Annotated in this window: 11 protein-coding genes and 1 tRNA gene; 7 read left to right on the top strand and 5 right to left on the bottom strand. The window is 65.6% G+C overall.

Translation table 11 applies throughout. From position 1 onward, the window contains the following. Positions 1–129 precede the first annotated feature (129 nt). The 7 genes from D5084_RS15755 (at position 130) to D5084_RS15725 (ending at position 7,569) form a co-directional block, all read left to right on the top strand. Positions 130–651 carry an arsenate reductase (azurin) small subunit gene (locus tag D5084_RS15755; RefSeq protein ID WP_128516459.1) on the top strand — a complete coding sequence of 174 codons (522 nt, stop codon included), beginning with the start codon at positions 130–132 and terminating at the stop codon, positions 649–651. 13 nt (positions 652–664) lie between these two features. Continuing rightward, positions 665–3,124: an arsenate reductase (azurin) large subunit gene (locus tag D5084_RS15750; protein WP_128516458.1), complete on the top strand. Its 2,460-nt coding sequence runs from the start codon at positions 665–667 to the stop codon at positions 3,122–3,124. 60 nt (positions 3,125–3,184) lie between these two features. After that, complete coding sequence (locus tag D5084_RS15745) at positions 3,185–3,697, top strand: DUF2478 domain-containing protein (protein ID WP_128516457.1); 513 nt, start codon at positions 3,185–3,187, stop codon at positions 3,695–3,697. Positions 3,698–3,883: 186 nt separating this feature from the next. Continuing rightward, positions 3,884–5,017 carry a DNA polymerase III subunit delta' gene (locus D5084_RS15740; protein ID WP_128516456.1) on the top strand — a complete coding sequence of 378 codons (1,134 nt, stop codon included), beginning with the start codon at positions 3,884–3,886 and terminating at the stop codon, positions 5,015–5,017. Positions 5,018–5,021: 4 nt separating this feature from the next. After that, positions 5,022–5,831, top strand: a complete 810-nt coding sequence (locus D5084_RS15735; RefSeq protein WP_128516455.1) for a TatD family hydrolase — start codon at positions 5,022–5,024, stop codon at positions 5,829–5,831. Next, positions 5,831–6,634, top strand: a complete 804-nt coding sequence (locus D5084_RS15730) for an MBL fold metallo-hydrolase (RefSeq protein ID WP_128516454.1) — start codon at positions 5,831–5,833, stop codon at positions 6,632–6,634. The genes D5084_RS15735 and D5084_RS15730 overlap by 1 nt, the downstream gene beginning before the upstream one ends. Next, complete coding sequence (locus D5084_RS15725) at positions 6,631–7,569, top strand: AEC family transporter (protein ID WP_128516453.1); 939 nt, start codon at positions 6,631–6,633, stop codon at positions 7,567–7,569. The genes D5084_RS15730 and D5084_RS15725 overlap by 4 nt, the downstream gene beginning before the upstream one ends. Positions 7,570–7,644: 75 nt before the next feature. Here D5084_RS15725 and D5084_RS15720 read toward each other — a convergent pair whose 3' ends face one another. The 5 genes from D5084_RS15720 to D5084_RS15700 form a co-directional block, all read right to left on the bottom strand. Continuing rightward, positions 7,645–8,616 (bottom strand): ABC transporter permease, encoded by a 972-nt coding sequence (locus tag D5084_RS15720; protein WP_128516452.1) that lies wholly within the window; start codon positions 8,614–8,616, stop codon positions 7,645–7,647. 10 nt (positions 8,617–8,626) lie between these two features. Beyond that, positions 8,627–9,880, bottom strand: a complete 1,254-nt coding sequence (locus tag D5084_RS15715) for an ABC transporter permease (protein WP_128516451.1) — start codon at positions 9,878–9,880, stop codon at positions 8,627–8,629. Between the two features lie 62 nt (positions 9,881–9,942). Then, on the bottom strand, positions 9,943–11,016 hold the full coding sequence (locus D5084_RS15710; RefSeq protein ID WP_128516450.1) for an ABC transporter substrate-binding protein: 1,074 nt from the start codon (positions 11,014–11,016) through the stop codon (positions 9,943–9,945). Positions 11,017–11,073: 57 nt separating this feature from the next. Further along, positions 11,074–12,174, bottom strand: coding sequence for an ABC transporter ATP-binding protein (locus D5084_RS15705; RefSeq protein WP_128516449.1), 1,101 nt, complete (start codon positions 12,172–12,174; stop codon positions 11,074–11,076). 285 nt (positions 12,175–12,459) lie between these two features. Further along, positions 12,460–12,546: transfer RNA gene (locus tag D5084_RS15700), tRNA-Leu, on the bottom strand. Positions 12,547–12,593: the final 47 nt, after the last annotated feature.

Below are 12,593 nucleotides of genomic sequence, written 5' to 3'. Positions count from 1 at the left end.
ATCCGAACGCCCGAAATTTGTGCACATTTTGAACAACTTGCCGCAGCGCGGCGCAAGTCTCTGGGCCGTCGCGCCGCCCCCTTCCGCTCCGCTATTCTTGGGCAGAGGCAACCAGGGAGGGAAGCTCACATGAAATGCAACCGGTTGGTCGATGTCGGCCGCCGTCAGTTCCTGCGCGGGGGTATCCTTGGCGCGGCGGGGGCTGCGGCAGCAACGGTGATGCCTGCGGGGCAGGCACAGGCGAAGGCGCGGGCGATGGTGGACTATCCGTCGAACCGCCTTGCCAATCTGGCAGACCTCAAGGTGAACGAGCCGATGGACATCGGCTACCCCGATGCTGACAGCCCCGGCATCCTGCTGAAGCTGGGCACCCCGGTCGAGGGCGGCGTCGGCCCGGACGGCGACATCGTCGCCTATTCGGTGCTCTGCCCGCACAAGGGCTACATCATGAGCTATGCGGCCTCGGACAAGACGCTGAACTGCCCCGGGCACTTCAGCCGGTTCGACTGTGAAAAGGGTGGCCAGCAGGTCTGGGGCCATGCCACGCAGAACCTGCCGCAGTTCGCCCTGCGGGTGGACGACAAGGGCGACATCTATGCCGAAGGCGCGGACGAGCTGATCTACGGCCGTCTGTCCAACGTGCTGGCGTAAGGGGGGCGATCACATGGCTTACAAACGCAACATCGACCGCCTGCCGATCATTCCCGCAGGCGCCAAGGAACACAACGTCACCTGCCACTACTGCATCGTCGGCTGCGGCTACAAGGCCTATACCTGGCCGCTGAAGACGCAAGGCTCGACCGACAGCAACTGGATCGGCGCGGACCTGTCGCAACAGCAGGGGGCCGAGACCGAGGCCTGGTATGCGCCCTCGATGTACAACGTCGTCAAGCAGAACGGCAAGGATGTGCATCTGGTCATCAAGCCCGATGTGAACTGCGTGGTGAACTCAGGGCTCGGCTCGATCCGCGGCGCGCGGATGGCCGAGAACCGGCGGTCCGACGTGAACGGCACCCAGCAGCAGCGCCTGACCGATCCGATGGTCTGGCGCTATGGCACCTGGCAGCCGACATCCTGGGATGATGCCTTGGACCTGGTGGCCCGCGTCACCGCGCGCGTGATCGACAAGGACAACGAGGACGATCTCTTCGTGTCGATGTTCGACCACGGCGGCAGCGCAGGCGGGTATGAGAACACCTGGGGCACCGGCAAGCTCTACTTCGGCTCGATGAAGGTCAGGCACTGCCGCATCCACAACCGCCCGGCCTACAACTCGGAGGTCCACTCCAGCCGCGACATGGGCGTGGACGAGCTGAACTACAATTACGCCGACTATGAAGTCACCGACACGATCTTCCTGGTCGGCACCAACCCGATGGAGTGCCAGACCAACCTGTTCCTCAACCACATGGTCAAGGGGATGCAGGCCGGGGCCAAGGTCGTCATCTCGGACCCGCGCCGCACGGTGACGGTGGATGCCTGTGAGCAGGTGGCGGGCGCCGAGAACGTCCTGCATCTGGCGATCACGCCCGGGTCGGACGTGGCGCTGCACAACACCCTGTTCACCTACATCGCCGATCAGGGCTGGGTCGATGCCGACTTCATCGCCAAATCGACCTTCCAGGGCGACGTGGCGGTTCCTGCCGACAGCGCGCATCCCGCGTCGCTCGGTTCGTTCGAGGCCGCGCGTGTGGCCTGCAGGATGAGCCTGGCCGACGGCGCCGCCGCCACCGGCCTGACCGAGGCGCAGATCATCCAGGCCGCCGAGTGGATCGCCAAGCCCAAGGAGGACGGCAGCCGCCGGAAATGCGTCACCGGCTATGAAAAGGGCATCATCTGGGGCAACGACAACTATCGTGCCATCGGCAGCTTGCTGAACATCGCGCTGGCCACCGGCAACGTCGGGCGCGAGGGCGGCGGCTGTTGCCGTCTGGGCGGCCACCAGGAAGGCTACTACCGCCCCTCCGACGCCCATGTCGGCCGCCCCGCGCCCTATATCGACGACCTGCTGATCGCCGGTCGCGGCAAGGTGCACCACATCTGGGCCAACGACCACTACAAGACCACGCTGAACGCCAGCCAGTTCAAGCGCGTCTACAACCGGCGCAGCCAGATGGTGAAGGATGCCATGGACGCCGCCGCCGGGCGCCCGCGCGAAGAGCTGGTCGATGCCATCGTCGGCGCGATCAATGCGGGCGGTCTCTTCGTGGTGGATGTGGACATCATCCACAGCCAGATCGGCCAGGCCGCGCATGTGATCCTGCCGGCGGTCGAATCGGGCGAGATGAACCTGACCTCGATGAACGGCGAACGGCGCCTGCGGCTGACCGAGAAATACATGGACCCGCCGGGCTCGGCGCGCCCCGACTGCCTGATCGCCGCCGGCATCGCCCAGAACCTGGAACGTGTGCTGCGCGAGGACGGGCGCAACGAGTATGCCGACCAGTTCAAGGGCTATGACTGGAAGACCGAGGAAGACGCCTTCATGGACGGCTACCATCAGGGCAACCCCGAAGTCACCTATGACCGCCTGCGCGCCATGGGCAACGATGGGGTGCTGGAGCCGGTGGTGGGCTTTGCCGACGGCAAGCTGATCGGCACCAACCGCCTGTATGAGGACGGCAACTTCACCCGGCACGGGCGCGAGGACAAGAAGGCGCTGTTCTGCCTGGGCGAATGGCGCGGCTGGCAGGCTCCGGGCAAGGCCCAGCAGCAGGCCAACCACCGCTTCTTCATCAACAACGGCCGCGCCAACATGAACTGGCAGAACTGGTTCCTGGATCAGGGCAACGACTTCGTGATGGATCGCTTCCCGGTGCCCTTCATCCAGATCAACCCCGACGACATGGCCGAGCTTGGCATCAAGGCGGGCGACATGGTCGAGGTCTACAACGATGTGGGCGCGACCCAGGCGCTTGCCTACCCCGAGCCGACCGCCCGTCGCAACGAGACCTTCATGGTCTTCGGTGCCCCGAACGGCGCGCAGGGCAATATCGTGAACGCCGGCGTGAACGAGCTGATCCTGCCGAACTACAAGGCCACCTGGGCGAACATCCGCAAGATCTCGGATGCGACCCCGGCCTCGGCGGCGGTGTCCTACAAGTCGTGGGAAGTCGAGCTCTGATCTGACCCTGAAGCCGCCCGGGGGAAGCCTCGGGCGGCGTCCTTCTGCCAGGATGCGCCCATGAAACTTGCCTATGTCACCTTGCAGGGGCGCGGTCGCACCGATGCCCTGATCGCCGAGGTCGCCGCCCTTCTGGAAGCCGAAGGGGTTCGTCTTGCCGGAACCGTGCAGTCGAACCACGAACGCGAGGGTCGGCGCAAATGCGACATGGACCTGCGCATCCTGCCCGATGGCCCCGTGGTCCGCATAAGCGAAGACCGGGGCGACCTTGCGCGCGGCTGCACGCTGGACAGCGGCGCGCTGGAGCAGACCGTCCATGCCGTCCAGCAACGCCTCGACGGGGCCGAGGTCCTGATCGTGAACAAGTTCGGCAAACGCGAAGCCGAAGGTCGCGGACTTGTCCCCGTCATCGCCGAGGCGCTTGACCGTGGCCTGCCCGTCCTGATCGGGGTGAACGGGTTGAACCTTGCCGCCTTCCTTGCCTTTGCCGGGGCAGAAGTATCCCCCCTGCCGGCCGACGCCGAGATCGTCGCGGCATGGTGCAGGGCGTCTGTGACCGTTATAAGCGCCTGATCCCGAACAACCGCGAACCGCCGCAGGCTCCCCTTCCCTTTCCCGGGCGCAAGCCTTTCGCCTGTGATCGGGTCTGTTCGTCGACCTCGCAGGTCTTGCGCGTGCCACGCAGCGACCATGATTTGCCGACGGGCCGCCGACGTTCCCCCCTTTCCCCCGGCCCCCGGCCCGTGCAAATTGCCCACCATGGCCGAGCCGAAAGACCAGCTTCCCGAACCCGACCGCCTTGAAGGCGCCCCGCATCCGCGCGAAACGCGGATTCTCTTCGGCCATGCCGCCGCCGAGGCCGAGCTTCTGCGCGCTCACCAATCCGGTCGCCTGCACCACGCCTGGATGCTGACCGGGCCAAAGGGTGTGGGCAAGGCGACGCTTGCCTGGCGCATGGCGCGATTCCTCCTGGCCACCCCACCCGATGACGGCGGCATGTTCGCAGCTCCTCCCGCCGAAACGCTGGACATCCCCGACAGCCACCCGGTTGCCCGCCGCCTTCTGCAAGGGTCCGAGCCGCGCCATTACCTCTTGCGCCGCGGCCCGAACGAAAAGGAAACCGCACTGTCGCAGGTCATTTCGGTCGAAGACGTGCGAAGGATGAAAAGTTTTTTCAGCTTGTCCGCAGCAGACGGCGGCCATCGCACGGCCATCGTCGACTGCCTGGACGAGATGAACACCGCCTCGGCCAATGCGCTGCTGAAACTGCTGGAAGAACCGCCGCCGAACGTGACCTTCTTCCTGATCGCGCACCAGCCCGCGCGGCTTCTGCCCACCATCCGGTCGCGCTGCCGCGAACTGCGGTTGACACCGCTTGCGCCGCAGGATCTGGCCGATGCGCTCACCCAGGCCGGGGGCGAGATCGCGCCCGAGGATCGCAGCGCCCTGGCCGAACTGTCCGGCGGCTCGGTGGGCGAGGCATTCCGGCTGACCAATCTCGACGGATTGAAGCTTTATGCCGCTCTCGTGCGGCTTTTCTCCACCCTGCCCCGGCTCGACCGCCCGCAGGCCCTGGCCCTGTCGGACCTCGCCGGTGCCCGGGGCGCGGCGGAAACCTTCGACCTTCTCGTCACCCTCATCGACCTTGCGCTGGCCCGGCTTGCCCGGCATGGCGTGACCGGCCAGCTTCCGCCCGAGGCCGCGCCGGGCGAGGCCCGGCTTCTGCAACGCCTGTCCCCCGACCCGCGCGCCGCGCGCGGCTGGGCCGACCTTGCGCAATCGCTTGCCGCCCGCGCCCGGCGCGGCAAGGCCGTCAACCTTGACCCCGCCGCGCTTCTGATGGATATGCTCCTGAAGGTCGACGAGACGGCGGGGAGCCTCGCCTTGAGGTAAGCCGATGCCCCCCACTGCCCTTGATCTGGTCGACAGCCACTGTCATCTGGACTTCCCCGACCTGATCCTTGAAACCGACGCGATCATTGCCCGCGCCCGCGCCGCCGGGGTGAACCGGATGGTCACCATCTGCACCCGGCTGCACCACGAACCCAGGGTCCGCGCCCTGGCCGAAGCCCATGCCGAGGTCTTCTATGCCGCCGGCACCCACCCGATGAGCGCGGCCGAAGACCCCCTGGCCTCGGTCGAGGACCTCGTCGCCCTCGCCCGTCACCCGAAATTTGTCGGCATCGGCGAAACCGGGCTCGACTACCACTACACCGCCGAGTCCAAGGCGATCCAGCAGATCAGCCTGCGCATCCATATCGAGGCCGCGCAGGAAACCGGCCTGCCCCTCATCATCCATGCCCGCGACGCGGATGAGGACATGGAGGCGATCCTGGCCGAAGGCATGGCCCGAAAACCGTATGCTTGCGTGATGCACTGCTTTTCCTCCGGCCCCCGCCTCGCCGAAGCCGCGCTTGAGATGGGCTTCACCCTTTCGATCTCCGGCATCGCCGCCTTCCCGAAATCGCAGGACCTGCGCGACATCTTTGCAAGGACCCCGCTTGACCGGCTGATCCTGGAGACCGACAGTCCTTACCTTGCCCCCCCGCCCCATCGCGGCAAGCGGAACGAACCCGCCTATGTCGCCCATACCGCGCGGGCAATGGCCCCGGTCTTCGGGTTGAGCCTGGAAGACTTCGCCGCGATCACCACCGCGAACTTCGACCGCCTCTTCCCCCGCGCCGCCCGCAGCGCACAGGCCGCATGATGGCGAAGCTGACCTTCACCATCCTCGGCTGCGGCTCCTCGGGTGGCGTGCCCCGCCTTGGCGGCATCTGGGGGGACTGCGACCCGACAAATCCGAAGAACCGCCGCCGCCGCTGTTCGATGCTTGTCACCCGCGAAACGGCCGAAGGGGTGACCCGCGTGCTGATCGACACCTCTCCCGACATGCGCGAGCAACTTCTGGACGCGGGCGTCGGCGCGCTGGACGGTGTGGTCTACACCCACAGCCACGCCGACCACATGCACGGGATCGACGACCTGCGGCAGGTCGTCTTCAACCAGCGCCAGCGCCTGCCGGTCTGGGCCGACGCCCCCACGCAAGAGGCGCTCCTCTCGCGCTTCGGCTATGCCTTCGTCCAGCCCGAAGGCTCGCCCTATCCGCCGATCCTCGACCTGCATACCATCGACGGTCCCGTCACTGTGCCGGGTGCGGGCGGCCCGGTCACGCTGACCCCCTTCCGCGCCGATCATGGCAGCATGGACGCGCTCGGCTTCCGCATCGGCCCGCTTGCCTATCTGCCCGACGCCGTGGACATCCCGGCGGAAAGCTGGCCGGTGCTGGACGGCCTCGACTGCTGGATCGTGGACGCGCTGCGGCGAAAGCCGCACCCGACCCATGCGCATCTGGATATGACACTCGGCTGGATCGCCCGCGCCAGGCCCGCCCGCGCCGTCATCACCAACATGCACATCGACCTCGACTACGAGACCCTGAAGGCCGAGCTTCCGCCCCATATCACGCCTGCATTCGACGGGATGACGGTCGTCTACGACAACCAGCCGTGAGCGCGCTTCTCGACGTCATCCTGCCTGTCTTTCTGGTCATCGGCTTCGGCTATGCCGCCGTCAGGGCGCAGCTACTCGCCGAACCCGCCGTCGATGGCCTGATGCGGTTCGCGCAGAACTTTGCCGTGCCCTGCCTTCTGTTCCGGTCGATCGCGCATCTCGACCTGTCGGTCGCCTACGACCTCGGCCTGATGACCAGCTTCTACGCCGGAGCCTTCGCCGGCTTTTTCGCCTGTTTCTTCGGCACCATGCTGATCTTCCGCCGCCCGATGCCCGATGCCGTGGCCATCGGTTTTGCCGGGCTCTTCTCGAACTCGCTCCTTCTCGGCCTCGCCATCACCGAGCGCGCCTACGGGGCGGCGGCGCTCGAAGGAAACTACGCGATCATCTCGCTGCACGCGCCGATGCTTTACGGCTTCGGCATCGCGCTGATGGAATGGGCCCGTTCCCGAGGGCGCGGATTGTCTGGCCCGAGGCTAGTGCGCCAGATCGGCCGGGCGATCCTGTCGCAGTCGCTGGTGATCGGCATCCTTCTCGGCTTTGCCGTCAACCTCGCCGGGAACCCCCTGCCGGGCTTCTTCTGGTCCGGCGTCGACATGGTGGCGCGGGCGGCGATCCCGGTGGCGCTTTTCGGGCTGGGCGGAGTCCTTGTCCGCTACCGGATCGAGGGCGACATCGGCCCGGTGCTGATGGTCACAGCCGCCTCGCTGGTCCTGCATCCGGCGATCACCTGGGTCCTCGGGACGCGGGTCTTCGACCTGGGGACGGCAGCGCTGCGGTCGGCGGTTGTCACGGCCGCGATGGCGCCGGGGGTCAACGCCTACATGTTCGCCCATATGTATGGGGTCGGGAAACGGGTCAACGCCTCGGCCGTGCTGGTGGCGACGGCCCTGTCGATCCTGACGACCTGGGGCTGGCTGCACCTTCTGCCCTGACCGCTCCTCGTTGGCTTCGCCCCTCCTCGTTGAGCGCCAGCGACGAGAAGCCGAAGGCGAACGAGGAGCCGTCCCTCAGCGCCCCGTCACGCCCCGCAGCCTGTCCGACCGGCGCCGCAACAGTTCGACCGTGGTCAGCAGCAGCACCGAGATCACCACCAGGATCGTCGCCACGGCAAGGATGGCGGGAGAGATCGCCTCGCGGATGCCGTTGAACATCTGCCGCGGGATCGTCTGCTGGTCAGGACCCGCGATGAACAGGACCGCCACCACCTCGTCGAACGAGGTGACAAAGGCAAACAGCGCACCAGAGATCACGCCCGGCAGGATCAGCGGCATGATGACCTTGAAGAAGGTCGTGCGCGGGTTCGCCCCCAGCGATTGCGCCGCGCGGATCAGCGACTGGTCAAAGCCGGTCAGCGTCGCAGTTACGGTGATGATGACGAAGGGGATGCCCAGCACGGCATGGGCCATGATGACCCCCAGATGCGAGTTGGCAAGGCACCCCTTTTCCGACAGCGCCCAGCCGAACAGAAACCCCATCGCAGAGTCGGGCGCCACGCAGGCCTTGGCGAAGAAGAAGCTCATCCCCACCGCGATGATGATGATCGGCACGATCATGGGCGAGATCAGCAGCGCCATGACAAGCCGCCGATAGGGCATTTCCGGCCGCGACAGACCCAAAGCCGCGACCGTGCCCAACGTCGTCGCCAGGATCGTCGCCCAGAGCCCGACCCAGAAGGAATTCTTCGCCGCCTGCACCCAGGTCGCGCGTTCCCAGACGGCGGCCCACCAGGTGCCGTCGCGCGGCGTCTCCGGCGCAGGGTGGCCGAGCGTCAGCAGCGTGTCGTACCAGCGCAGGCTGTATCCTTCGGGATCGAAGGACAGCATCTTCTGGGTGAAGGTGAAATAGGGCTCGGCGTTGAAGGACAACGGGATGACGATCAGGATCGGCGCGATCAGGAACAGGAATACCAGGCAGCAGATCACCAGATAGGTGTAGTACCAGATCCGCTCCAGCGGCGAGGCATAGGTGGGTAGCGCCATGATGGTCTCCTCAGCCGAATTTCAGCCGGTCGATGCCGATCAGCCGGTCGTAAAGCCAGTAAAGCAGCAGGATCGACGCCAGAAGCATCCCGGCAATGGCTGCGGCCAGCGACCAGTTCGACTTGGACATGTGGAAGGCGATCAGGTTCGAGATCAGCTGCCCGTCCGCGCCCCCGACCAGCGCGGGGGTGATGTAGTAACCCACGGCCAGGATGAAGACCAGAAGCGAGCCCGCCGCGATCCCCGGCAGGGTCTGCGGCAGATAGACCCGGCGGAACGTGGTCCAGCTGGTGGCCCCCAGGGATCGCGCGGCCCGGGCATAGCTGGGCGGGATCACCCGCATGACCGAATAAAGCGGCAGGATCATGAAGGGCAGCAGAACATGGGTCATCGCCACGATGGTGCCGGTCATGTTGTACATCATCGCAAGACGGCCGCTGTCGTCCAGAAGTCCCAGGGCAACAAGCATGTTGTTGACCACGCCCTGCTCCTGCAGAAGCGCGATCCACGAGGTCGTCCGCACCAGAAGCGAGGTCCAGAACGGCAAGAGCACCAGGATCATCAGAAGCGACGATTTCGCCATCGGCAGCGTCGCAAGAAGATGCGCGACCGGGAAGGCCAGCAGCAGGCACAGCAGCGTGATGATGGCCGAGATCAGGAAGGTCTTGGCAAAGAGGTAAAGGTAGATCCGTTCGTTGTCCTGCCCCCGCTCCCAGCCCTTGTCGGTCAGCTTGAGGTCCAGAGCGACCTTGTAGAACTCGGCGGTATAGACGTGGCTTGCCGAGGCCATGCCCCGCCAGAGCGCGGGCCTTGCCCATTCCTTGTCAAGGGCCGGAAGGCTTTCCTTGAAGGGCGGGGTCAGGCTTGCAGCCTCGCGCGCGCCTTTCTTGAACAGGCTGATCGAGCCGGGCACGGAATAGTTGATCCGGGTCCCCGCGATGCCGGTGGTCTTTTCCACCTGCATCCGCGCCAGGTCCTGGACCAGGGCGGCGTAAGCCTCTTCCGGCGGGTTCATCGGGTCGAAATCGGGATTGGACTTGAACCAGGCCACCAATGCCGGGGCGGACGATGCGAAACCGTCATGTTCGAAGGACCGCTTCAGCATGTAGACGATGGGGATGAGGAAGGTCAGCAGGACAAAGGCCAGAAGCGGCAGCACCAGAAGGAACGCCCGGCGTCTGGCCCGGGCCTGCGCGGTCGCCAGCGCGGCCTTCAGCGGGCGGCCATCGGCGGTGGTCAGAAGTGCGGTCGGTGCCTCGGCCATGCCTGCCTCGTCTTCGGAAGGACCGGGCGCGAGGGGGGGGGCCCCCGCGCCCGGAGATCGGTTTACTGCGCCAGCCAGGACTGGAAGCGCTCGTTCAGCTCCGCGTCATGATCGACCCAGAAGTCGGACGAGGTTTCCAGCGCGTTGCCCAGGTTCTCCGGCGCGGTCGGCAGGTGGGGCGCCATCACCGTCTTGCCGTCCTTGAAGACGATGGGTTCCGCGAAGGACGACTTGCGGGCCGGCCCGTAGGAGATCTGCTGCGCCTGGGCGCGCAGGCCTTCGGTCGAGGTGGCATAGCGGATGAAGTCCATCGCCAGATCCTTGTTCGGCGCGCCCTTCGGCACGACGTACATCTCGTTTTCGTAGATCTGGCCGTCCCAGACGATGACGAAGGGCTTGCCCTCGGTCATCGCGGCGTTGAAGATCCGGCCGTTGTAGGCGGTGGTCATCACGACCTCGCCATCGGCCAGAAGCTGCGGCGGCTGGGCCCCGGCTTCCCACCAGACGACCTGATCCTTGATCGTGTCCAGCTTGGCAAAGGCACGATCCACGCCTTCGGGGGTGTTCAGCACGTCATAGACCTCGGCGGCCGGAACACCATCGCCCAGAAGCGCGAATTCCAGAACGGCCTTGGCGCCCTTCTTCAGGCCGCGCTTGCCGGGGAATTTCTCCAGGTCGAAGAAGTCGGCTGCCGTCTTCGGCACGTTGTCGCCGGTGAACTTGCTCGCGTCATAGGCAAAGACGTTCGACCAGATGTCGGTCGAGACGCCGCATTCGGTGATCGCACCGGGCAGGAAATCCTCGGTCGCCGGGGTGCCATCCGGGGCGGGCGGCAGGCTGGCGGCGTCGATCGGCTCCAGGATGCCTTCGTCGCACAGACGGATCGCGTCGGCATATTCGACCGAGGCGACATCGACGGTCACGTTGCCGGCTTCGACCATCGCCTTGATCGCCGGGGCCGGGTTGTCGCTGTCGACCATGATCGCGGGATTGCCGGTCTTGGCCGACCAGGGCTTCACATGGGCTTCGGTCTGGGCCGCGCCATAGGCACCGCCCCAGGACATGACCGTCACGTCGGCATTGGCGGCAAAGCCAAAGCTGACCAGAGCGGTGGTAAGGATAAGGGTCTTCTTCATTGGCAGTCTCCCTGTCTTGGTTGGTTGCACTGGCCGGTCATCGCGGCCGCTTCGGTATCAAGGATCCAGCGCGCGGGCATCCTGGGGATGCCAGCCCACCTTGATCTTCTGGCCGGGCGTCAGCTTCGTCTGGCCCAGCGTGTTGCGCATCTTCATCACGAACCCGTCCGAGCCCGCGACTTTCAGAACCGCGCGCAGGATGTCGCCCATGTAGATGATCTCGACCACTTCGGCGTCGATCGTGTGGGCGCCGGGCGGCATCATCTCGGGCTTGAACTCCACCCGCTCGGGCCGGATCGAGACCAGCGTCTTGCCGCCCTTTTCCCTTGCGTTGACGGCGGTGGCGTCGATCAGCTCGCCGGTCGCAAGCCGGACCAGCGCCCGGTCGCCGGTCAATTCCTCGATCGTGCCCAGAAGCTTGTTGTTCTCGCCGATGAACTGGGCGACGAAGCTGTTTTCGGGGCGTTCGTACAGGTCCGCAGGGGGCGCAAGCTGCTGGATCCTGCCATCGTTGAACACGGCCACGCGATCCGACATGGTCAGCGCCTCGCCCTGGTCGTGGGTCACATAGACCACGGTGATCCCAAGCGATTCATGCAGATGCTTGATCTCGAACTGCATGTGTTCGCGCAGCTGCTTGTCCAGTGCGCCAAGGGGTTCGTCCATCAGGACGAGCTTGGGATCGAACACCAGCGCGCGGGCCAGAGCGATCCGCTGCTGCTGGCCACCCGAAAGCTGCGCCGGACGGCGGTTCGCATAGGCCCCCATCTGAACCATGTCCAGGGCGCGCTTGATCTTCGCCTCACGCTCGTCCTTGCCCATGCCGCGCACTTCCAGCGGAAAGGCCAGGTTCTCCCCCACGGTCATGTGCGGGAAAAGCGCGTAATTCTGGAACACCATGCCGATCCCGCGCTTGTGCGGCGGCACCTGGTTGATGTTCACCCCGTCCAGCTTGATCTCGCCATGCGTGGCGGTCTCGAACCCCGCCAGCATCATCAGGCAGGTCGTCTTGCCCGAGCCCGACGGGCCAAGCATCGTCAGGAACTCGCCCTTGCCGATCGACAGGTTCAGGTCCTTCACGACAAGCGTGACCCCGTCATAGCTTTTCTGAACATGCTCGAACGCGACGAAGGCGTCGGTGCGGGGCTCTTGCGTCACCCGTGTCTCCCTGATGGTTCCGGGGCTTACCGCCCTCTGGCTTGATTCGACTAAACCGAAACCGGCCCCCCAATGCAACGCACTTTTTCGACGCCAGAAGGCACTTTGGCGACCTGTCCGGGCCAGTTTGCGCCGTTACGGGAAGAACGCACAGTATTGCACGGTTCCGCAGCCGATCTGCCTGCAATCGGCGCAAGAAAAGGAGGCAATCCTGCGGCAGGGTCGCGCGGCAAAGGCAAAGGGCGCGGGGTTTCCCCCACGCCCTTGGTATTGTCCAACGAACCCTGGTGCGGATGAAAAGACTCGAACTTTCACTCCGGTTAAGGAACAGCGACCTCAACGCTGCGCGTCTACCAATTCCGCCACATCCGCATGTGGGCCCGGTATGGACGCCCGCTATCTAGCGGCAGTCGCGCGGG

The organism is Tabrizicola thermarum (assembly GCF_003574395.1).
Classification (GTDB): domain Bacteria; phylum Pseudomonadota; class Alphaproteobacteria; order Rhodobacterales; family Rhodobacteraceae; genus Tabrizicola; species Tabrizicola thermarum.
The sequence above is the reverse complement of the archived record's forward strand: the minus strand, read 5'-3'. Positions and strand labels throughout refer to the sequence as shown.

Coding starts and splice junctions, on each gene's coding strand:
- D5084_RS15710 (WP_128516450.1), bottom strand. CDS start 11,016: ATGAAGAAGACCCTTATCCTTACCACCGCTCTGGTCAGCTTTGGCTTT.
- D5084_RS15720 (WP_128516452.1), bottom strand. CDS start 8,616: ATGGCGCTACCCACCTATGCCTCGCCGCTGGAGCGGATCTGGTACTAC.
- D5084_RS15740 (WP_128516456.1), top strand. CDS start 3,884: ATGGCCGAGCCGAAAGACCAGCTTCCCGAACCCGACCGCCTTGAAGGC.
- D5084_RS15745 (WP_128516457.1), top strand. CDS start 3,185: ATGAAACTTGCCTATGTCACCTTGCAGGGGCGCGGTCGCACCGATGCC.
- D5084_RS15755 (WP_128516459.1), top strand. CDS start 130: ATGAAATGCAACCGGTTGGTCGATGTCGGCCGCCGTCAGTTCCTGCGC.
- D5084_RS15730 (WP_128516454.1), top strand. CDS start 5,831: ATGGCGAAGCTGACCTTCACCATCCTCGGCTGCGGCTCCTCGGGTGGC.
- D5084_RS15750 (WP_128516458.1), top strand. CDS start 665: ATGGCTTACAAACGCAACATCGACCGCCTGCCGATCATTCCCGCAGGC.
- D5084_RS15715 (WP_128516451.1), bottom strand. CDS start 9,880: ATGGCCGAGGCACCGACCGCACTTCTGACCACCGCCGATGGCCGCCCG.
- D5084_RS15735 (WP_128516455.1), top strand. CDS start 5,022: ATGCCCCCCACTGCCCTTGATCTGGTCGACAGCCACTGTCATCTGGAC.